The 20,065-nt window shown below is 67.5% G+C and carries 20 protein-coding genes; 7 read left to right on the top strand and 13 right to left on the bottom strand.

Going from position 1 to position 20,065, the window contains the following annotated elements; translation table 11 throughout:
- Positions 1 to 25: 25 nt before the first annotated feature.
- Both ACFK0J_RS13795 and ACFK0J_RS13790 read right to left on the bottom strand, forming a co-directional pair.
- Entirely contained in the window at positions 26 to 910 is an 885-nt protein-coding gene (locus ACFK0J_RS13795) for a hypothetical protein (RefSeq protein WP_378740055.1), read from the bottom strand.
- Between the two features lie 361 nt (positions 911 to 1,271).
- The gene (locus tag ACFK0J_RS13790; protein WP_378740052.1) at positions 1,272 to 2,477 is read right to left on the bottom strand and encodes an MFS transporter; all 1,206 of its coding nucleotides are present in this window, start codon (positions 2,475 to 2,477) and stop codon (positions 1,272 to 1,274) included.
- A gap of 74 nt (positions 2,478 to 2,551) precedes the next feature.
- Here ACFK0J_RS13790 and ACFK0J_RS13785 point away from each other — a divergent pair, with 74 nt between their 5' ends.
- The 3 genes from ACFK0J_RS13785 to ACFK0J_RS13775 all read left to right on the top strand — a co-directional run bounded on the left by ACFK0J_RS13785 (position 2,552) and on the right by ACFK0J_RS13775 (position 5,043).
- Positions 2,552 to 3,310, top strand: coding sequence for a DeoR/GlpR family DNA-binding transcription regulator (locus tag ACFK0J_RS13785; RefSeq protein ID WP_378740049.1), 759 nt, complete (start codon positions 2,552 to 2,554; stop codon positions 3,308 to 3,310).
- A gap of 120 nt (positions 3,311 to 3,430) precedes the next feature.
- Complete coding sequence (locus ACFK0J_RS13780; protein WP_378740047.1) at positions 3,431 to 3,604, top strand: hypothetical protein; 174 nt, start codon at positions 3,431 to 3,433, stop codon at positions 3,602 to 3,604.
- 74 nt (positions 3,605 to 3,678) lie between these two features.
- The gene (locus ACFK0J_RS13775; protein WP_378740044.1) at positions 3,679 to 5,043 is read left to right on the top strand and encodes a DUF5933 domain-containing protein; all 1,365 of its coding nucleotides are present in this window, start codon (positions 3,679 to 3,681) and stop codon (positions 5,041 to 5,043) included.
- Between the two features lie 5 nt (positions 5,044 to 5,048).
- On the opposite strand, the gene ilvD is transcribed toward ACFK0J_RS13775, so the two are convergent.
- From ilvD to ACFK0J_RS13730, 9 genes are all read right to left on the bottom strand, one after another.
- Complete coding sequence (ilvD, locus tag ACFK0J_RS13770) at positions 5,049 to 6,755, bottom strand: dihydroxy-acid dehydratase (RefSeq protein WP_378740042.1); 1,707 nt, start codon at positions 6,753 to 6,755, stop codon at positions 5,049 to 5,051.
- Between the two features lie 61 nt (positions 6,756 to 6,816).
- Positions 6,817 to 7,584, bottom strand: coding sequence for an alpha/beta fold hydrolase (locus ACFK0J_RS13765; RefSeq protein ID WP_378740040.1), 768 nt, complete (start codon positions 7,582 to 7,584; stop codon positions 6,817 to 6,819).
- Positions 7,585 to 8,142: 558 nt separating this feature from the next.
- Positions 8,143 to 9,558 (bottom strand): class I adenylate-forming enzyme family protein, encoded by a 1,416-nt coding sequence (locus tag ACFK0J_RS13760; RefSeq protein ID WP_378740038.1) that lies wholly within the window; start codon positions 9,556 to 9,558, stop codon positions 8,143 to 8,145.
- Complete coding sequence (locus tag ACFK0J_RS13755) at positions 9,551 to 10,153, bottom strand: energy-coupling factor transporter transmembrane component T family protein (protein WP_378740036.1); 603 nt, start codon at positions 10,151 to 10,153, stop codon at positions 9,551 to 9,553. The genes ACFK0J_RS13760 and ACFK0J_RS13755 overlap by 8 nt, the downstream gene beginning before the upstream one ends.
- Positions 10,150 to 10,830 (bottom strand): energy-coupling factor ABC transporter ATP-binding protein, encoded by a 681-nt coding sequence (locus ACFK0J_RS13750; protein ID WP_378740034.1) that lies wholly within the window; start codon positions 10,828 to 10,830, stop codon positions 10,150 to 10,152. Before ACFK0J_RS13750 ends, ACFK0J_RS13755 begins: the two co-directional genes overlap by 4 nt.
- Complete coding sequence (locus ACFK0J_RS13745; RefSeq protein WP_378740032.1) at positions 10,827 to 11,954, bottom strand: thiolase family protein; 1,128 nt, start codon at positions 11,952 to 11,954, stop codon at positions 10,827 to 10,829. Before ACFK0J_RS13745 ends, ACFK0J_RS13750 begins: the two co-directional genes overlap by 4 nt.
- On the bottom strand, positions 11,951 to 13,066 hold the full coding sequence (locus ACFK0J_RS13740; protein ID WP_378740030.1) for a class I adenylate-forming enzyme family protein: 1,116 nt from the start codon (positions 13,064 to 13,066) through the stop codon (positions 11,951 to 11,953). The genes ACFK0J_RS13745 and ACFK0J_RS13740 overlap by 4 nt, the downstream gene beginning before the upstream one ends.
- Positions 13,059 to 13,643, bottom strand: coding sequence for a biotin transporter BioY (locus tag ACFK0J_RS13735; RefSeq protein WP_378740027.1), 585 nt, complete (start codon positions 13,641 to 13,643; stop codon positions 13,059 to 13,061). The genes ACFK0J_RS13740 and ACFK0J_RS13735 overlap by 8 nt, the downstream gene beginning before the upstream one ends.
- Positions 13,644 to 13,734: 91 nt before the next feature.
- Positions 13,735 to 14,004 (bottom strand): DUF2277 domain-containing protein, encoded by a 270-nt coding sequence (locus tag ACFK0J_RS13730; protein WP_378740024.1) that lies wholly within the window; start codon positions 14,002 to 14,004, stop codon positions 13,735 to 13,737.
- Between the two features lie 323 nt (positions 14,005 to 14,327).
- Between ACFK0J_RS13730 and ACFK0J_RS13725 the strand changes: the two genes are divergently transcribed.
- A complete protein-coding gene (locus ACFK0J_RS13725; RefSeq protein WP_378740021.1) occupies positions 14,328 to 15,101 on the top strand; it encodes a DUF4239 domain-containing protein in 774 nt (257 codons plus the stop codon).
- A 45-nt stretch (positions 15,102 to 15,146) separates the two neighbouring features.
- A complete protein-coding gene (locus tag ACFK0J_RS13720) occupies positions 15,147 to 15,974 on the top strand; it encodes a hypothetical protein (protein WP_378740018.1) in 828 nt (275 codons plus the stop codon).
- On the opposite strand, the gene ACFK0J_RS13715 is transcribed toward ACFK0J_RS13720, so the two are convergent.
- Positions 15,897 to 16,103 carry a hypothetical protein gene (locus ACFK0J_RS13715; protein ID WP_378742829.1) on the bottom strand — a complete coding sequence of 69 codons (207 nt, stop codon included), beginning with the start codon at positions 16,101 to 16,103 and terminating at the stop codon, positions 15,897 to 15,899. The genes ACFK0J_RS13720 and ACFK0J_RS13715 overlap by 78 nt on opposite strands.
- Before the next feature lie 248 nt (positions 16,104 to 16,351).
- On the opposite strand from ACFK0J_RS13715, the gene ACFK0J_RS13710 reads away from it, so the two are divergent.
- Positions 16,352 to 16,900 (top strand): TerD family protein, encoded by a 549-nt coding sequence (locus ACFK0J_RS13710; protein ID WP_378740015.1) that lies wholly within the window; start codon positions 16,352 to 16,354, stop codon positions 16,898 to 16,900.
- A 4-nt stretch (positions 16,901 to 16,904) separates the two neighbouring features.
- Here the strand turns inward: ACFK0J_RS13710 and ACFK0J_RS13705 are convergent, their stop codons facing one another.
- Positions 16,905 to 18,302, bottom strand: a complete 1,398-nt coding sequence (locus ACFK0J_RS13705; protein WP_378740013.1) for a glycosyltransferase 87 family protein — start codon at positions 18,300 to 18,302, stop codon at positions 16,905 to 16,907.
- A 308-nt stretch (positions 18,303 to 18,610) separates the two neighbouring features.
- Between ACFK0J_RS13705 and ACFK0J_RS13700 the strand changes: the two genes are divergently transcribed.
- Entirely contained in the window at positions 18,611 to 20,008 is a 1,398-nt protein-coding gene (locus ACFK0J_RS13700; RefSeq protein WP_378740011.1) for a cytochrome P450, read from the top strand.
- The last annotated feature ends 57 nt before the right edge of the window (positions 20,009 to 20,065 follow it).

The raw sequence follows: 20,065 nt of genomic DNA, 5'->3' as shown, positions 1-20,065 counted from the left end.
GCGGTCAGCTCGGCTCGGCGGAATGTCAAGTGGTGCAGTTCTTCTGGGCGTCGACACGGACCTTGCGGCCGGTGAACTCCTCGACAATGGCGATGTTCTCCGGGGCGTAGTTCTTTTCGGTGATCTTGTCGGCGTTCGGGCTGCCGAGTTTGCCGCTGTAGGGAGCGGACTTTTCCAGCCAGTAGGCGGTGCGCAGGAACTGGATGAGGACCAGCTCGCGCACCTTGGGCTCGTTCTTGATCTTGGCCCAGTAGTCGGGGTGCCGGTCCTTGGCCACGCGCAAGTACAGCAACAGGTACCTGAGGTTGGTGGCGGCGATATCACGGGAGTTGCTGGCGCCGATCCCCTTGATGTACTCCTGCACCACGGTGACCGCGGGGAGTCCCATCAGGCCCGCGTTCAGCTCGGCGAGCACGCCCTGCAGGCGGTAGTCGCCCTGCTGCCGGTCGCGCAGGTAGATGTTGTCCATGTCCTCACTGAGTCGGTCCTTGATCAGTGGCAGGATTTCCTTGCGCGGGAAGCCACCATGCAGCGGTATGCGCGTGATCTGTTGCGTCGCAGTGATCCACGACGCGGTGTACTTGTCCCATTCGGTCCGCGACCCGTCGAGATCCCACATGTGGGTTTCCTCGTGGATCGCCACCATCATCGACTCGGCGAACGCCTCGAAACTGCTCGTCTCCACGAACTGGTTCCAGTACGGGTCCTTGGCCTGGGCGATCGCCAACTGCTGCCCGCTCGGCCAGCGCCGCTGATACATGGCCTGCAGGGTCTGCATCCAGTTCCGGCTGGAGAAGCGCGCCTTCAAGTCGCTGATATCGGCGGTCGGCTGGGAGGGCTCCTCGTAGCAGAAGGGCGCGGCAGTTTGGGCGGGCACGACGTCGACGACGCTCGGCACGGGCGCCGCCATTGCCACGGAACCGGGCCCCAACGACAGCACCAGACAAGCGGTTCTACGGGCAGACAATGCTTACGGTTCACGGGAACCTCATTTCGGAGCAGACGAGCGGGGGTAGGCAGGCTGTCCTGCTGACGCTGGCTGCGGCAGACATTCCGCTTGCTCGCCGCGCGCGGACGCCGCGGGGCATGACCGAACGAGGAGCGAGAACTGTTGTGCGAGTATGTGTCTCAGCCGACGACCAGGGGGCCGCCGCCAATTTCTGAACAACTGACTGAATGATGGCATGAATGACCTCGCCCGCCTCTCCCCAGTGCGAGTGGGGAGAGGCGGCGAAACAGTCAGCGGCAGAGGGTATTCAGCCGACACCCGATCAGTGGGTCGGCTGGAATGGGCCCGCGGCGTTCGATGGCGAGCTGGGGGCAGGCGACGACGGCTGTGCGCGTAGAACATTGGCCGCGCCCGCGGCGACAACACAGAACGCAACGGGCAACAAGAGGGTGACATTGAGCGGAACGAGGTGGGTCAGCGGTCCGATGATGGCGGGCCCGGCGAGCACGCCGAGGTAGCCGAGACCGGCGACGCGGGCGACGTTGGCGCCCGCGGCATTTCGGTCGGCATGGCCCGCCGCGCTGAACAGTTGCGGCACGCACCCGGACAGCCCCGCGCCGAACACGGTCCAGCCGAGCAATGCCAGCGGAATCCACGGCGACAGTGCCGCCGCCGTCAAACCCAGCGCGGCAACGGCGGCCCCGTAGCGCAGGACCGCCACCGGCCCGAAACGGGTGGCGAGACGGTCGGCGAGCAACCTGCCGACGGTCATGGCGGTGGCGAAAGCGCCGTAGGCCAGGGCGGCCGTGGCGGCCGACGCCGACAGCACATCCCGCAGATGCAGCGCACTCCAGTCGTTGGCCACGCCCTCACAGAGCATCAGCAGCAGCGCGAGACCGGCGAGCAACCAGATTCGTCGCGGTGTCGCACGCCGCTCCCCCGCCGGGAAAACCGCAGCGGGGCGGGGACTTTCGGGCCGCAGCAGCGCCGGGCCTGCCACAGCGGCACCGGCGAGGCCGAGCAACGCCGCCGCACCGAGCGCCGTCGCCGGGGTCCAACCCCAGCTGAGTGTGCGGGCGCCTACCAGTGCGGCGAGGACACCGCCGAGCGAGTAGGTGGCGTGGAACGCCGACATCACGGACCTCTGGTAACGATGTTCGACCTGGACGGCGTGGGCGTTCATCGCGACGTCCAGACATCCGTTGCCGAAACCGAGCGCGAGCAGCGCGACACCCAGCGTCCAGGCATTCGGCGACAGTCCCGGCAGGATCACGGCGGCGGCGCACAGTGCGGCACTGACCGGCACTACGACGCGCGCCCCGTAGCGATCGGCGAGCGGCCCCACCAGCCGCATACCGGCGAAAGCACCCGCGCCGAGCAGCAGCAACAGCCAGCCGAGCGTCGCATGACCGATCCCCACCCGGTGTTCGACGGCGGGGATGTGGACGACCCACATCCCCATCAGGAAGCCGTTCAGCGCGAAAAAGGCGAACGTGGCCAGTCGAGCGGCCCGCAACGATCTCTGCATGCCTCCGAACATATCGGACATGATCGATGTTCGTAAGATTGACTTTCGAACACTGTAAATGTTCAATTAGGCGTGTGGCGAGCGTAGATCGACTGAAGCAGATCACCGATGCCGTGCGCGAAGCAGGCCAGCTCGGCGTAGCGGAATTGGCCGAGCGCACCGGCGCATCGGAGATGACCATCCGCCGCGACCTGGAGACCTTGGCCGGTCAGGGCGTGCTGGAGCGTTATCGCGGCGGCGCGCGAAGCCTGCTGCTGCGCGGCGAGGAGCCGCCCTTCGCCATGCGCGCCCGCGAGGGACTAAACCTCAAGCGACGCATCGCCGCCGAGGTCGCGGGCCTGATCGCCGATGGTGAGTCCGTCGTCCTCGACAGCGGCACCACCTGTCTCGAAGTGGCCCACGTCCTGGCACACCGCCGATTGACCGTGCTCCCCTTGTCGCTGCACGCGGTGAACGCGCTCACCGGCGCACCGCTGCTCACGCTGTTGGTACCCGGTGGGACGCCGCGCGCCGGCGAGCTGGCGCTGACCGGCCCGCTGACCCTCGCGTCGCTGAGCGCGCTGCGTTTCGACACGGCGATCCTCGGCTGCTGCGGACTGACCGCGGCCGACGGCCTCACCGCCTACGACCTCGACGACGCCGCCGTGAAACGCACCGCGATCGCCTCGTCCCGTCGAGTCATCGCCGTCGCGGAGGCGGCCAAACTCTCCCGCACCGCCCTCGCGTTCGTCGCCCCCGCCGCCGCATTGCACGCCGTCGTCACCGACGAATCCGCCGCGGCCGACGACACCGCCGCGCTCGCGGCCCTCGGCGTCGCCGTCCGGCGGGTGTGAACCCACAGCGCTCGCCTACGCGTCACAGGAGCTGCAGACCCGGTGAACCGTATGGACGTTCTGTGAGAACCGAACGGCGCGGCGCTGTTTGACGGCGAAACCGGAGGGTAGGCCGGGGCCATGACTGTGAGAACGACACATCGCGCCCAGGAGTCGCGTTTCGATCGAGGCACAGCATGGCTCGGATCGCTGGTCTGTGCGGTCCTCACCGCCGGGGTGGTCATCATCAATTCGGTCGGGGCGACCGCGACCGCGGTCCTCGGCATCGTCTTGGCGCTGGCTCTCGTGCTATGACCGAGTAGGCGCGCCGCCCGGCCTGGGTTCACCGGCCCGCATGGTCGTGTTCACATCGTGTTTACGATGTCCGAATGCTTATTCACGACGCGCCAGGAAGTCAGCCCCCACCCGCCGAGCGAGCGGGTGTGGCGCGGCTCCTGGAACGTCGCGTTCGACCGTCGACTATCTGGTGTGGCATCGCGGGTGTGGTGGTCGTGCTCATCGCCGGCGAGCTCATGGCCGCCCATCTCGATGCGCTCGGCCCGCTGACCAGTCTCTTCCGCGACTATGTCGGTAGGCCGAAGTCCGCCAGCACATCGTGGGCCGGGTTTCTGCTCGCGCTGGTCGGCGTCACGACCCGGGTCCGGGTGCTGGCCCTGGCCGCGGCGATCGCCATCGACCTTGTCTTCGTGGCGATTCGGGCGGTCGAGGGCACATTGTTCACCGTCGGCAACGGGCCGACCATCGTGCTCACCGCGCTCGCGGTGATCGCCGCGGTGCGGTGGTCCGGAGTGCGCCGTCGAACCGCGCTGCGCGCCATCGCCTTCGGTGCGCTGCTGATTCTCGCGACCAAGGTCGGCGAGATCTGGCTCGACATCACCGCGTGGGCCTGCCCGATGGTCCTCGATCCGTATGCGCAACTGGCCGATCACGCGCTCGGCAACCCCTCCTGGGTTGTCGGGCGCGCGCTCGACGCGGCCGGACCTGCGGCGCTCGGACTGGTGCGCTGGGTCTATTTCGAGCTGCCCGTCGCGGCCATCGTCGTCGCCGTCTGGCAGCTGCGCGGCGTGACCACCGGTGTGTGGCCGCGACACCATCTGGTGCGAACCTTCTTGACGCTCGGGCTGATCGGACCCCTCTGGTATGTGCTCTTCCCGGTGGTGGGGCCGGTGCTCGCGTACGGGCCGCAGGGCAACGGCCTGGAGATCGCCGACGTCTGGCCGAATATCGTTCCAGCGCTGCCGTTCTCGGTCGGGCCGATGCCCTTCGACGGCATCACCCCGCGCAACTGCATGCCGTCACTGCACACGGCGTGGGCGCTGTCGCTGTTCATCCACTCCCGACGCGGCCCGCTCTGGTTGCGCTGGGGCGGCGCGTTCTGGTTGGTGTGCACGCTCATCGCGACCCTCGGTCTCGGCGCCCACTACGGTGTCGACCTGGTCGCCGGTGCCGCCCTGTGCCTGACCGTCGAATCCGCGCTGCGCGACCCCGATCGAGGTTGGGACCACGCCCGAATCCGCGTAGTCGCCTTGGGCATAGTCACTTTCGCGGCCACGCTGCTGGCCACCCGCTACCTCGCCCAGCCGATGGCCGATCACCCGATCCCCGCGGGCATCGCGATTCTGGGCCTGCTCACTGCGCTGTCGTTCCTGTTCTACAAAACCTGGTTCACCCCCACCCGCAACCAGGCCGCCCCGGCGCCCGAAGCCGAACCCGCCGACCTCGAGCGCCGCTAGGGGCCTCAGCCGCAGACGGCTCCGTAGGAGGCGGAGCCGACGAGCTTCGAATACTTGGCGAGTACGCCGCGGGTGTAGCGGGGTGGCAAGGGCTTCCAGCCTTCGGCGCGGCGGGTGAGTTCGTCGGGGTCGATCAAGAGGTCGAGGGTGCCTGCGCCGACGTCGAGGCGGATCTGGTCACCGTCGCGGACGAAGGCGATCGGGCCGCCGTCGACCGCTTCCGGCGCGACATGGCCGACGCACAGGCCGGTGGTGCCGCCGGAGAATCGTCCGTCGGTGAGCAGCAGCACGTCCTTGCCCAAGCCCGCGCCCTTGATCGCCGCTGTGATGGCGAGCATTTCGCGCATCCCCGGACCGCCCTTGGGCCCTTCGTAGCGGATGACCACCACGTCGCCCGCGCTGATCGTGCCGTCCTCCAGCGCGTCCATTGCTGCCCGCTCCCGGTCGAAAACCCGTGCCGTGCCGGTGAATACGTCGGAGTCGAAGCCCGCCGACTTGACCACGGCGCCGCCGGGTGCGAGCGAACCGTCGAGGATGGTGATGCCGCCGGTCGGATGGATCGGTGACGTCAGCACCCGCACCACCTTGCCGTCGGGGTCCGGGGGTGCGATCTCGGCCAGGTTCTCCGCCACCGTCCGACCGGTCACGGTCAGGCAATCCCCGTGCAGCAGACCGGCATCGAGCAGTGCCTTCATCATCACCGGCACGCCGCCGACCCGGTCCACGTCCGTCATCACATGCCGACCGAAGGGCTTGACGTCGGCGAGGTGCGGCACTCGGCGACCGATTCGCGCGAAATCGGCCAGCTTCAGGTCGACATTCGCCTCGTGCGCGATCGCCAGCAGGTGCAGCACGGCGTTGGTGGAGCCGCCGAAGGCCATCACGACGGCGATGGCGTTCTCGAATGCTTCCTTGGTCAGGATGTCCGAGGTGGTGATCCCGCGCCGGAGCAGTTCGACCACCGCCTCGCCGCTGCGCCGGGCATAGCCGTCGCGGCGGCGGTCGGTGGCGGGCGGCGCCGCGCTGCCGGGCAGCGACATGCCCATCGCCTCGGCGGCGCTGGCCATGGTGTTGGCGGTGTACATCCCGCCGCAGGCACCCTCGCCGGGACAGATGGCCCGTTCGATGGCGTCCACGTCCGCGCGGCTCATCAGTCCGCGCGAGCACGCGCCGACCGCCTCGAACGCGTCGATGATCGTCACCTCGCGCTCGGTGCCGTCGGCGAGCTTCGCGATGCCGGGCAAGATCGAACCCGCGTACAGGAACACACTCGCCAGGTCCAGCCGGGCGGCCGCCATCAGCATGCCGGGCAGCGATTTGTCGCAGCCGGCGAGCAGCACCGAACCGTCCAGCCGTTCGGCCTGCATCACCGTCTCGACGCTGTCCGCGATCACCTCACGCGAGACCAGGGAGAAGTGCATGCCCTCGTGGCCCATCGAGATGCCGTCGGACACCGAGATGGTGCCGAACTGCATGGGGAAACCACCGGCCGCGAACACACCCTCTTTACTCGCCGTGGCGAGCCGGGCGAGGGACAGATTGCACGGCGTGATCTCGTTCCAGGAGGAGGCAACGCCGATCTGGGGCTTCTCCCAGTCGGCGTCCCCCATGCCGACCGCCCGGAGCATGCCGCGAGCGGCGGTCTTCTCGAGACCGTCGGTGACGTCGCGGCTGCGGGGCTTGATGTCAGGGACGTTCGAATCGTTGGACACGGTTGTTCATCATCCTCCGGTCCGATCGGCGACACGCCACCGACCAGCTATTGGCCGGTGGTCAGGCGGGGTGGGCGGCCGCGAGGAACGGTAGGACGTGCGCAAGCACCTCGGCGGCGCGGTCCCAGGTGGTGACGTGGTCGTTGTCGGGGAGGGAGAAGAAGGGGGTGCCGGTGCGTTCGGCGAAGGTTCGCACCGCGTCGTACCAGAGGTCGCCCGTGCCCGCGTACATGAGCATCGGGACGTCCGAGTCGGCCAGTTGGGCGTGCAGGCCCGGCTCGGTGGAGAACGCCGCGTAGTTGGCGCGCAGGGCTGCCGGGTCCGCGGCCTCGATCACCGCGGCCAGCGCCGGGATGGCGGCGATCGAGCCCTGTTCGATCAGGGGGTACATATCCGTGTCGGCCGGGAGGCCGAGGTGTTCGAGCATCAGGGCGGTGGCGGAGCGGTATCCCTCGATGGGGTCGAAGGCGCCGGCGACCAGCCGGGTGAGGCGTTCGGGGGCGTGCACGGCCACGGCGTAGCCGGTCAACGCGCCCAATGAGTAGCCCCAGTACGCTGCCCGGTCGGCACCGACCTCGTCGAGCACGGCGGTGACGTATTCGGCCCGGCGCGGCAGGGCGTAGGCCGCCGGATCATGCGGCGCGTCACTGGCTCCCAAGCCGAGCGGGTCAAGCACGATCACCGTGTGGGTCTCTGCCAAGGGTGCGGTGTAACCGGCCTCGGTCCAGTGCGCGCCGATCTGGAACATGCCGGGGTGTAGCACCAGCGGGGGTCCGTCCCCGAATACCTCATATGCGATCTTGTGTCCGTTGCTGCGTGCGATGGGCACCCGCTACTCCTTGTCCACTGGCTGGCCGAACTCCTGGACGAGAGTACCGATCTGCGGGATCTCAGGTTCTGGCATGTGCCGACCCTGCCGATGTCCCTTCGTTCCGACGGACAGGTAGAACGAGGTCATCGAATATGCGTAATTGCTATAGCAATTCACGGCGATGGGCGCGCGCGCCGAATGTTCAGCAGTTTGCAGATCGGCAAATGGACAGCAACTGATAACTGGCCTAGTCCGCGCCGAATCCATTCTGCGGCAATAAGTTTCACAACAGAAAACATACCGGTCGCTACTTTTAGCTGGAAACTTTACCGTGACAATGTGTAACCAGGTGGAAATAACAATCTCGGTAAGCTCCGTTTCGAAGAATGGAAAGTCCTTCTTCGAGAACGAGATCGAGATCTGAGGAGAGAACAATGGGTTTGCTCGCCGGTTTGATCGAAGTTGTCGGAAGCGTTCTGCACCTCCTTCTCGGAGGGCTCTGAGTTTTTCGGTGCTTGCCCCGTGTTGCGCGGACACGGGGCAAGCCCGCCTCCATTTCCCCGGCGGGCACGTCGACTATTCGGGCACCGTGACTTCGGCGGGCAGCCCTTCTCCCCGGTGGGACGCAAAGGCTTCGGCCAGGGCCTGGCGATCGAGCTTTCCCCGCGGCGTGCGCGGCAGGCTGGCCAGGGTGAGAACCTGCACCGGCATGCTCGGGCTCGGCAGCGTCACCCGCAGGTGCCGCCAGATTTCCTCGGCGCTCGGCGCGTCGTCGTCCACCACGATCGCGGCGGCGGGCGCCTCGCCCATCCGTGGGTCGGGGACACCGATGCAGGCGGCCTCCGCGATTCCCGGTATCGCGGTGAGTGCGGCTTCGACGGCGGCGGGTTCCACATTGAGCCCGGCTCGAATCAACATTTCACTGGCACGGCCGAAGAGCCGCAGCCGATTTCCGACCACCTCGCCCCGGTCCCCCACCGACATCCATCCGTCGACCGGACCGTCGGCCATGCCGTGCTCGGTGAGATAGCCGTCGAAGAGCATGTCGCTTCGCACGAAAACCAGGCCGTCCCGGATCTCGGCTTCGACGCCGTCGAACAGTTCACCCACCGAATTCTGGTCGGTGTCGCCGAGTCCCCGGTCGAAGGACACGAAACTCAATTCCGACGCCCCATAGAAATGCACGAGCGACGCGTTCGGCAGAACTGCCTGCAGCGCTTGCCTTCCCGTGCGCGGCCAGCGGGCCGCCGAGGACAACACCGCACGGACACCGCCGAACGGACCGGCGCCCGACCGCACCACGTCCCAGGCGATCGTCGGCACCGAATACAGATGTGTCGCACCGTCATTCAGAGATTGCACGACCGGGCGCAGATCCACCGTCGCCCCGCGCGTCAGCGCGTGCAGGCCGCCGTACAGGAAATGCGTGTGATCGAGGACGCCGGGCACCGAGACGAGATCGCGGTCGCCGATATCGAAGGTGGTGTCGGAGCGATCCAACGTGGTCGCCCACGATCGCTGGTTGCGCACGAACAGTTTCGGTTCACCGGTGGTGCCGGAGGTGATGCCGACCAGCAGTTCGGTGTCCGGGCGAGCCCGGCCCGCCGTGCCCGCCGCTGCCAGCGTGCCCGCCGTCTGGATGGGCCCGTCGAACCCCATTTTCGCCAGGCGGCGGTGTTGCTGCGCCGAAGCCACCACGGCACCTGGTTCGGCGAGCTGGAGCACCCTGGTCAGCTGATTCGGCAACAGATGCCGGTGCAGCAGTACAACACTCACCCCGGCGTAGGCGGCCGCCGTCACCACGACCAGCGATTCGACATCCGAGGTGGGCAGCACCGCAACGCGATTCATGCCGTCGAGACCGGCCGCGACGCGGGTGACGCGCGACCAGAACTCGAGGTAGTCGACGCGCTCGCGACCGGACACCACAGCGGTCGACGCCGGGTATTCGGCAGCGCGCCGGGCAATGCGCTCGGCAAGCAGCTCACTCATCGTCCACTCCTCTCGCGGCGAGGGCGTCGCCCATCGCGTCCGCGGTGCGCAACGCCCGCACCAGCACCGGCGTCGCCAACGCCGTCATCGACCACTGCAAGCCGCGGGCCCGGCGCGCCTCGCCCACCTCGTGCACGATCCCGGCCAGCAACGGAACGCACCGGATCGCCAGCGCCAGCACGAGGCCGACCCGATCCGGATCGACCCCGAGCTTGCGCAGCGGCCCGAGCGCTCGCGTCACGGTATCGAGCAGATCCGTCACCCGCGTGGTCAGCGTGACCAGCGCCGCCAGCGCCACCGAGATCAGCAGCACGCCGCACACGACGACCGCCCGCGCGGGCGAGGTGATCAGCACCTGGAACACGGCGATGATCAGCAACATCCACACCACCGGACGCAGTTGCGCCACAGCGACTTTCACCGGAATGCGGGCCAGCGCGAACAGTCCGGCCACCAGCACACCGACGATACCGACCTGAATCGGGCTGTGCACGAACACCGTTGCCGCCACGATCGATACGATCAGCAGCAACAGCTTCACCCCGGCGGGCAGCCGGTGCAGCAACGAGTCCCCCGGACGGTACAGCCCGATCATTCGACCAATTCCCGATAGGCCGGGACGGCGGCGGCCGGGGTGCCGTCGAATGCCACCACACCATCATCGATGACGATGACCCGCTCGAAACCGTCCAGCAGGGCCAGTTGATGCGTCACGACGATCACCTGCTGGTCCATCGCGTCCAATGCGTCGGCGACCACGCGGGCATTGCGCAGATCCAGCAGTGTCGTCGGCTCGTCGGCGATGACCACCTCGGGTCTGCGGATCAGGACCGCGCCGATGGCGAGCAGTTGTTTCTGCCCACCGGACAACAGATGTGAGGGATGGTCGGCGTGCTCGTCGAGCCGGAACCGGACCAGCATCTCCTCGACCCGCGCCGCGACCTCCTGCTTGCTCAGTCCGGTCCGGCGCAGCGAGAAAGCCAGATCCTCCGCGACCGTGGGCATGACGATCTGAGTGTCGGGATCGGTGAACACGAACCCGACCTTGCGCCGCACCTGCGCGCCCTTGCGCGCCGCGTCCACGCCGTCCACCGTGACGGTGCCCGACGTCGGCGCCAGCAATCCGTTGATCATGCGCGCCAAGGTCGATTTGCCGGAACCATTGGCCCCGATGATGCCGACGCGGCGTTCGGAAATCCTGAGGTCGATGCCGCGCAATACTTTTCGGTCCCCGAAACGGTGGCTGACCGAAGAAAAGACGATCTCACTCACGCGATACGCTCCACGAGCATGGCAATCCCCTGCCCGCCGCCGATGGCACAGGCCGCGAGCCCGAGTGCCGGTCCACCTTCGCGCAGCATCTGAGTTGCCAACCGCACCAACAAGATAGCGCCGGACGCACCCCAGGGATGCCCCATGGCGATGGCGCCGCCCTGCGGGCACAGCTTGGCTTCGTCCAACCCCAGTTCGTCCGACACCGCGAGCACGACGGCGGCGAAGGCCTCGGTGATCTCGATGATGCCGATCTCGGCGAGATCGACTCCGGTGCGCCGCAACAGTTTCCGTATCGCGGGCACCGGCCCGAGACCGGGGTACGCCGGATCCGATCCGGCCACCGCGGCGCCGATGATCCGTAACGCGGGCAGCCCCCCGGCCAGCGACTCGCTGGTCACCGCCACCACCGCCGCCCCGTCCGAGATGCCGCACGAGTTGCCCGCCGTCGCCGTGCCGTCTACGCCGAAACTGGGGCGCAGCCGGGCAAGCCGCGCCTCGGTCATGCCGACGCGGATCCGTTCGTCGCGGCACACCTCGCCGATCGGCACGATCTCCGAGGAGAAGTCGGCGGCCGCGGCGAGGGCGTGTGAACGGGCGGCATACGCGTCCTGCCGCTCCCGGCTGATGCCACGAGCGCGCGCGAGATCGTCGGCTGCCACGCCCATGTCGGGATCTGGAAAGCCTTGCGGCGCAAAGGGAGCGCGGGTATAGCGGACAGGCTCGGCGTCCGAGACCGGCGGCCAGAACCGCCACGGCGCGGTGCTCGCCGACTCGACGCCGCCCGCCAGGATGAGTTCGTCGGCGCCGCTGCGCACCCGCAGCGCCGCCTGCATCACCGCGTCGAGGCCGGACCCGCACTGGCGATCGACGGTGACGCCGGGCACCTGCACGCCGAGACCGGCCCGCAGCGCCGCGATCCGCGCCGGATCGCCACCCGGCCCGAGGCAGTTGCCGAGCACGACATCATCCACTTCGGCGGTCACGCCCACGCCGCGCAGCGACGACAGCACCTCGCGCAGCACCGGGGCCGCCAGGTCGGTCGTCGTCAGCTCGGCGAATCCGTGCCCGGCGTTGCCGATCGGGGTTCGACGCGGCGCGACCAGAACGGGGACCGGGTTCATGCCAGCAAGTCTTTCAGCTGACCTCTGGCCACCTTCCCACTGGCGGTCTTCGGCAGCGTCGGCAGCGGCACCCAGCGACGGGGCATGGCTTCCTTCATCAGCACCCGGCGCGCTTGCGCACGGACCGCGTCGATCTCGACGCCATCGAGTTGTACTGCGGCCGTGACGATTTCGCCGAACACGGCATGTGGAGAGCCGATTACCGCCACCGCGGCGACGCCGTCGAGCCTTTCCAGAACGCGCTCGACGTCCTCGGCGACCACCGTGGTGCCGCCGACATTGATCGCGGACGCGCCCCGGCCGCGGACCGTGAGCTCGCGGTTCGCACCGAGTTCCGCGATATCGCCGACGCCGAACCATTCCGGGGCGCCGAGCACGCGGTACGGGGTTCGGACGTAGAGCAGGCCGTCGCGAATGTCGGCATCGACACCGTCCAGCAGGCGCAGCGGCTCCGGCACCCGACGGACCGCGACGAGCGAAACCTCGGCAGACCCGTAGTACTCGATGATCTCCACGCCGTCCGCGGCCGCTCGAGCACCGTCGTCCAGGGCGATTCCGGCGACGATGGCCGTCCGCAACTTCGGGGCTTTGCGCACCACTTCACGAAGCACCGCCGGTACCGCGTGAACCACGGTGGCCCGCGACGGATCGTCGGTGACGCATGCGCCGCGCCACAGGGCGTGCAGTGCGCCGAACAAGTGCATCGTCGCGTGTAAGGGGCCGGTGATCAGCACCCGGTCCGTGGGTTCGACGCCGGTGATGCGCGTGAACGCGGGGAAGCTGTCGAACCAGGACGCTGCCGTGCGCGCGAGGGGTCGCGGACGGCCGGTGGAGCCCGATGTCGTCACCAACAAGAAGGCCGACGGCGGGATGCTCACGCGGTCGGGGCGTGCGTCGGGATTCTCGACGATCACCGGGACACCCCGGCGCGCCGCGGCGCAGACGCAGATCAACGCGTCCGGGACCGACAGTGTCGACGCGTCGTAGACCGGCGCGGTCTCCCGTTCGATCCATAGCTCGACGGCACGGTCGAATTGGGCGTAAGTGTAAGTGCGGCCGTCGAATTCGATGGCAGGCCGATCGCCCGAGCCACCGAGTCCTTGACTACGCACGAATCAAGCCGGGGTACGCCCGGTGCACGCCCTTGGCAACGACCGACGCGACGACAACCTTCGCCAGGTCCCCGGGGATGAACGCGAAGTTGGTGGTGATCGCGTGCCGGAAGTCCAGATCGGTGCGCAGCAGCAGCCCGATGGTGCCGAACAGATAGATCACCAGGATCCCGCCGAGCGCGTTGATCAACAGACCGAGCGCCAGCGGGTACTTCGGCAGGATCCGGGCGGTCAGCAAGCCGATGACCAGCGCGGCCGGCACCCATCCGACGAGGTATCCGGCGCTCGGTCCCGCCATTGCCGTCAGTCCGGTCCGACCACCCGACAGCAGCGGCAGCCCGATCATCGTCAGCGCCAGGAAGACCACTACCGCGGCGGTGCCTTTGCGCGCCCCGAGCACCGCACCGGCCAGGATGACGCCGAGTGTCTGCACCGTGATCGGCACGCCGCTGAAGCCGACCGTGATGGCGCCCGGCAGACCCATCGCCGCGATCAGCGCCGCGAATACCGCGACCTGCGCGATGTCCCGCGCGGAAAAAGCGACCCTCGACCCCCGAGAGTTCTCGACACCGTCCACGACGAACTTCCTCCCGCTACCAGCTTGAACGACGTTCAAGATAGCAGGCGGTCGGCGCCCGGCTCACCCGCGCACGGCGACCCGATACCGGTTAATCGTGGGCGTGTATCCGAGCCTGGACCTCCGGCCGACGCAACGGCGGAACCGACTTCGGCGGCACCTTGCGCTCCGGCAGCTGCGCCAACAGCCTCGTCGTGACCGCCGCGATGTCCGCGACGGCGGCATCGACCGCCGGCTGGGTGGCCGCCGAGATGCTGGAAAGTCCCCCGACCTTACGCACGTACTGCAGCGCGGCCGCCTGAATCTCCTCCGGCGTCGCCGCGGGCTCTAGCCCCCGCAGGGCAGTGATGTTTCGGCACATACCCCGAGGCTAATCCGCCACGACTCGCCACGCCCCCGGAAGATAACCACCGGTCGGCCGGCTGTCCGCGTTTTCGGAATTCGGCGCGAGACGTTATGCACAGTTGACCCGATCGAACACGTGTCGTAACCATCCGAATAATACTGAACAATCTTCGAATTTCCGCTGCGCCCAACGGGTTCCGCGGCCTACGATCAATATCGATCGAAATGCACTGTCGTGTAGCAACATTCGCTCGAATGATCTGTTTTGCGCCTGGCTTTCTGCCGCCTGCCGACCCGCTTGCACATATTCCGCGATCGACCGTCCCGAAAGGTCGCGCCATGGCCAATGAGCTAACTCAACTGTTGATCGTGCCCCTCGCTGTCGCGGCCGCGGCGGTCGTCGTCTTCGTGGTCGGCGATCGGCTGCGCCCGACCTCATGGCGGCAGTCGGCGGAGGACGCGCCGGGCACCATGGTGGTCGACTTGATCAACACCCTCTTCATGGCAGTGGCCGCGTTCGTTGTGGTGATCTGCTGGCAGCAGTATGACAACGCGCACAACCACACCGTCGCCGAGTCCAAGGCGCTCATCGACGTCTACTGGGCCGCACATGCGATGCCCGATCCCGAACACGACCGAATACAGGGCCTGGTCCGCGAATACACCGAACAGGTCGTCACCACGGAGTGGGCGGTGATGGACGACGAAGGCACGCTGAGCCAGTCCACCCAGGCCACCCTCGACACCCTGCGGGATGCCGTTATGGCGATCCAGTCCCAGGACGCCACTGTCACTGACCTGCGGGCCAGCGCGTCGGCCGGGCTCGACGCGGTCGCACAGGCGCGCCAAGACCGCGCGATGGACGCGGCACTCGGTATGCCGGGCTTCCTGTACACGGCCTTGTGGTTCACCACGGTCCTGCTGTTGTTCAGCGCGTTGCTGTCCGGTGTCCCGGTGACCAAGCGCAGTCTCATGATGACGGCCCTGCTCGGGGTGGTGGTCGGCGCCGCGATTGTCGCGATCTATGGCCTCGATCGACCGTTCTCCGGTGGCAATATCGTCTCGAAAGACGCCTTCGAATTGGCGCTGTCCCGCTACCAGCACATCACCTAGCGGCTCCCCCGGACCGGATACCGACAGCGGATGGGAGGCCCGCGGATGGCGCACACCAGAGGACTCGCCCTCGCGACAGCGCTGCCTCTTGTCGCGGCATTGCTCGCCGGTCGGCCCGCTGTCGCGGCCGCCGATCTGCAACCGCCGAAGTGGTCGCCCCTCGGCGAGATCGCCACCGGCAGTTCGTCTCCGGGCTCCGCCGCGAACGGAAGCACGTTCGAGGGGAACTCGTTGGATCTCGGTCCGAGCGCTCCGACAGAAAACTATGGCGACCTCGGCACAGGCAGCGCAGGCAGCGGCCATACCGGACCCGCGCTCGCTGACGAGGCCGCCGAGGTCGTGGCGGAGGATTCCGAACAGGTGCCGGAACTCGACTCCGGCAGCGTCCGGTCGGCGTGCGCCGGCGGCGTCGCGGTGGGCAGCGCGCTGATCCTCCTCGGTATCGCGACCGGCAGCGGGCTCCGGCCGGGGTCGGCAGGTCTGGGCTCCAGCGCGTCCGGGCTGGGCAGTGCCGCCGTCGGTAGCGCCGTCACCGGTGGCGCGCTGGTCTGCCTGCTGTGGCCGCTCGACAGCGCGCCGCCCGCGCCGGGTCTCCCGCTCCAACTCGACCCGCCGGTCCCCGGCCGTCCGATCCCCGACGTGCCAGCCCTGCCGACTCCCAACGCGGCCGCCCCACCGGCACCGTCGATCACGGCGGCGATTCCGGATATTCCGCCTTTGCCGACACCGCCTCGGCCGACGCGCCTGGAGGCTGCCGAACTGACAGCCGACCCCATCGCCTGGAACATCATGCAGCTACTGACGATCATGCTGATAACGATCCTCACCACGGTTCGCGGCATCACCATCATCAGGCGCAAACATGCCGGATGACCCCCCGGTCAACTGCCGCAACGCCTCACCCGATTCCAGCAGGTCGAGATTCCACGCGGTCCATCCGGTAATCATCGACACGGCGATGTCCGGGAATTCCTTGCGAAAGTCCCTGATGCGCTGCGAAATATCGCTGTCGGAGCCCGATCTGGTGAAGGCGACCTTCAGCTCACCGGCCGTGCCGGAGGCGCGAGCCCGACGGTGCGCGCCAGCTCGGCGGCCGAGGAGAGCAGTTGCCGGCCGCCTGCGTGCAACGCCGAACCGGCGGTTTGCCTCACGTTCATTTTTACGGCATCTTTACGGGAAGGTGTGCCGGGAAGGCTGGTCGGCGAACCGGCCCGGACCGCGGGCCGGGCGGGACGGCTGTGGGGAGATTCATGTTCGTGACGCTGCGAGACGACCACGGCGTGGGACTCGACTACGTCAACATGGCCCTCGGCTGGGATCCGGTCCGCAAGAACCGGTGGCTCGGCGGCGGCAAGGACATCGACCTGAACGCGGCGGCGCTGCTGTTCGCCGACGACAACATCGTGGACGTCGTCTATCACGAACAGCTCACCTCGAGAGACGGCTCGCTGCGGCACCTCGGCGACAGCACCACCGGTGAAGGCGACGGCGACAACGAGATCATCACCGTCGATCTGACCAGGTTGACGCCGGAGGTCAGCACCGTGTTCTTCATCGTGACCTGCTACACGGGCCAGACTTTCGAGCAGATCGAGAATGCGTTCTGCCGGGTAATCGACGGCGTGTCCGGTGCCGAAATCGCCCGCTACGACCTGACCGGCGGCGGGTCATACACCGGCCTGGTCATGGGCAAACTGACGCGCTCGGACAATGTTTGGCGGTTCGATGCCATCGGCGAGGGGATCCGGGCGCAGCATCCCGCCGAAGCGGTGGCTCAGCTGAAGACCTTCGTCCGGTAGATCACTACCGGGAATCCACCAGCTCATCCACCCGGGATGAACGGCCGGATTCGGTTTCGACCGGCGCGGCGCTGCCGGATTCCGTCACCGGCTTACCGGGCCGGTGCAGCAGTAGCCAGCCGGTCGCGACGAGGAGTGCACCGACAGCGAGCAGGGTGTACGCATCGCCGAGGACGAATTGCCAAAGCGCCCAATGGAATTCCCGGCCGTCGGTCTGCGGCACGAACCAGACCAGTCCTTGCGGCAGCAGAGGCAGATCCGGATCCCACGACCCGACCCGGTCCACGCGCATCGGCCACGCGAACAGGAACAGATAAACAACCGCCGGAACCGCGATTCGGATACCGAGCGACCGATGCCGCAGCGCATGGAACACCCACATCAGCGCTGGAACAATCCATACCCAGTAGTGGGTCCAGGAGATCGGCGAGGCGAGCAGCATCGCGGTGGCCGCGAGCAGCGCACCGAGCAATTCGTCGCCGCGCAGATAGGCGATTCGGGCCGCCGCTATCCCGGCGATCCCCAGAATGCCCGCGCAGACCAGCGACGCGCTGCTGTCCTCCCAGGTCGACCATTGCAGGCGGCCGAACAGTCCGTTGAGCGATTGGTTCTGCACATAGGCGAACCCGACCCGGTTCTGCGAGTTCATCGTTGTCGTCCAGAACTGCACTGCCTGCGCCGGCCGATACCAGAAGCCGATGGCGACCGTGGCCGCGAACGCCGCTCCGGCCGCCGCGGCGGCCCGGAACTGACGGGTGATGAGTAGGTAGACGACGAACACCGCGGGCGTCAGCTTTATCCCGGTCGCGACGCCGATGAGAATGCCGCGATACCAACGGTTCTTGGGAATGGCGAGATCGGCAAGCACCAACGCCATCAGAATGACGCTGAGCTGTCCGAACTGCAACGTCTGTTGCACCGGTTCCAGCCAGAGCCCGGCGGCGCTGACGGCAATCGTCGTCGCGGCCAAACCGAGTCCGCGCCGCCGCTGCTGGAGCACTCCGGCACTCCACACGCTAACCGCGAGCGACAGCAACGTGAGTACCACGATTCCGGTGCCGACATAGTTGATCGGAAACTTGGCCAATTCCGCACAGATCCACGCGGCGAAGACGGGATAGAGAAACGGTAGGTTCAGCGGCCCGCGCCCGTCATACAACAGCTCGGGATGCAGCGCGGCAGCCGCGCCGCCCCACAGATAAACCTGCAGGTCGACCTGGTGCCAGTACATATCCCAATTGAGCCGGATGAATTCCAGCCAGGCACCGACGGAAATGCAGGCGAACACGATCGCGGCACCGAGCGCCGCGATCTTGCGCGGGGCACGAGACTTCTCGACCGCACCGGCACCGCGCTGTTCCCCCGTGTGCGGGATGACAGCCATGGAGTTGTTTTCCTTCATCAGGTGAGGCAACACACGCAGACCAGCAACTGCTTAGCTAAACTAAGAGCAATCATCCTATCACCCACGCCCGCCGGCGCGGCCGACCCTGAACAGGCTGGCTGGAACGGCCCGGGAGGACGCTGCTGACCTGCGCAAACACCGTCGACACGGCGCCGCCACCCTAGTTCTGCGGGCATGACTACGAGCCGTTGCCCAAATATCATCCCGCACAGACAGACTGCTCGTCAGCGCCCCGATAACTGAAGAATGTGCGGTCGGCTGGCGAATCGCTCTGACTTCGATGGCGACCACGGGAGGAATCGTCAGTGAACGATGATCGGGCGGGGGAAATTGAGCAACTGGACCACGGACGTGGTGGTTTGCTCGCGTTGGGCACAGCCATGCGGTGGTTTCGTGATCCGCTGTCGGTGATGCGGCGGATGGCCGACGACCAGGGACCGGTGGCCGGGTTTCGGATCGGCCGGTTTCCGGCCGTCCTGGTCACCGGGCCCGAGGAGATCCATGAGGTACTCGTCTCACGGGCCGCGGAATTCCGGCGGGCACGCGTGGTGACGGGAACGCTGTTGCCCGCACTGGGCGAGGGATTGATCATCTCCGAGGGCGAGGTACATCGCACGCAGCGCGCGATGGTCGCGCCGCTGTTCACCGCGCGGCGGGTGCCGAAGTACGTGGACGTGATGGCAACGCGGATGCAGGCGCATCTGACGCGGTGGCAGACGGCCGGTGAGCTGGATCTGCTGGCCGCGGTGCAGGAGATGATGCACGACGTCGTCGCCGGACTGCTGATCGACGAGCCGCTCGATGACCACACCGACGTCGTGGCCGCGGCGACCAGGATCTTCGACTGGGAAATGCGGGCGATGTCGCGACCGATCGTCGCGCCGTTGAACATTCCGACGAAACGCAACCGCGAGTTCATCCGAGATCTCGGTCTGGTCCGCGACTGGACCGCGCGGGTGATCGACGCGCGCCGCCGGGATCCCGAGGGACACGACGACATCGTGTCGGCCCTGCTCGCCCGACGCGACCGCGACGGCGCGCCGATGAGCCCGGACCGGCTCGTCGACGAGGTGATCAACCTGTGGGCGGCGGCGCACGAGACCAGTGCCGACGCGATGTTCTGGACGGCGTACGCGCTGTCTCGGCATCCCGGCATCGCCGACCGGGCCCGAGGCGAGGCCGACCACATCCTCGGCGGTGCGACGCCGACGGCTGCCGATCTCCCGCTGCTCCCGTACTGTTTGCAGGTGTTCAAGGAGTCGATGCGTTTGTATCCGCCGTCCCCGGCTTTCCTGCGGGAGGCCGCCTGCGCGACGCGGATCGGGAAGTACGCGATCGACGAGGGCACCATCGTGTTCGTCGCCCCCTACGTGATGCACCGTTCGGCTCGGCAGTTCCCGGATCCCGAGGCGTTCGTGCCCGACCGATTCGCTCCCGAGGCGGAGCGGGCGTGGGAACGACTGTCCTACTTGCCTTTCGGTGCGGGCGAACATGTGTGCATCGGGTCGGCCCTCGCGTTGCTGGAGGGCCAGATCTTCACCGCGCTGCTGCTCAGCGGCGGCACGGTGCACATCGACCGTGACGTGGCGATGAAACTGACGATCAACCTGCGGCCGAAGCGCCGGGTCCGGGCCGTCTACACGGCCAGACCCGCTGCGGCGAACCGCGAACTGTCCGGGCTCGAGGCCAGAGAACCGCGATGACCCCACTCTCGCCGTCGCTGTTCAGTCGAACGGCGGCCGCGCTATCGGGAGGACGCA

Source organism: Nocardia brasiliensis (assembly GCF_042691675.1).
GTDB lineage: Bacteria > Actinomycetota > Actinomycetes > Mycobacteriales > Mycobacteriaceae > Nocardia > Nocardia brasiliensis_D.
This window is presented reverse-complemented; position numbering and strand designations above follow the sequence as displayed.

Coding starts and splice junctions, on each gene's coding strand:
- ACFK0J_RS13795 (WP_378740055.1), bottom strand. CDS start 910: ATGGCGGCGCCCGTGCCGAGCGTCGTCGACGTCGTGCCCGCCCAAACT.
- ACFK0J_RS13790 (WP_378740052.1), bottom strand. CDS start 2,477: ATGCAGAGATCGTTGCGGGCCGCTCGACTGGCCACGTTCGCCTTTTTC.
- ACFK0J_RS13780 (WP_378740047.1), top strand. CDS start 3,431: ATGACTGTGAGAACGACACATCGCGCCCAGGAGTCGCGTTTCGATCGA.
- ACFK0J_RS13775 (WP_378740044.1), top strand. CDS start 3,679: ATGCTTATTCACGACGCGCCAGGAAGTCAGCCCCCACCCGCCGAGCGA.
- ACFK0J_RS13760 (WP_378740038.1), bottom strand. CDS start 9,558: ATGAGTGAGCTGCTTGCCGAGCGCATTGCCCGGCGCGCTGCCGAATAC.
- ACFK0J_RS13755 (WP_378740036.1), bottom strand. CDS start 10,153: ATGATCGGGCTGTACCGTCCGGGGGACTCGTTGCTGCACCGGCTGCCC.
- ACFK0J_RS13745 (WP_378740032.1), bottom strand. CDS start 11,954: ATGAACCCGGTCCCCGTTCTGGTCGCGCCGCGTCGAACCCCGATCGGC.
- ACFK0J_RS13730 (WP_378740024.1), bottom strand. CDS start 14,004: ATGTGCCGAAACATCACTGCCCTGCGGGGGCTAGAGCCCGCGGCGACG.
- ACFK0J_RS13725 (WP_378740021.1), top strand. CDS start 14,328: ATGGCCAATGAGCTAACTCAACTGTTGATCGTGCCCCTCGCTGTCGCG.
- ACFK0J_RS13720 (WP_378740018.1), top strand. CDS start 15,147: ATGGCGCACACCAGAGGACTCGCCCTCGCGACAGCGCTGCCTCTTGTC.
- ACFK0J_RS13710 (WP_378740015.1), top strand. CDS start 16,352: ATGTTCGTGACGCTGCGAGACGACCACGGCGTGGGACTCGACTACGTC.
- ACFK0J_RS13705 (WP_378740013.1), bottom strand. CDS start 18,302: ATGAAGGAAAACAACTCCATGGCTGTCATCCCGCACACGGGGGAACAG.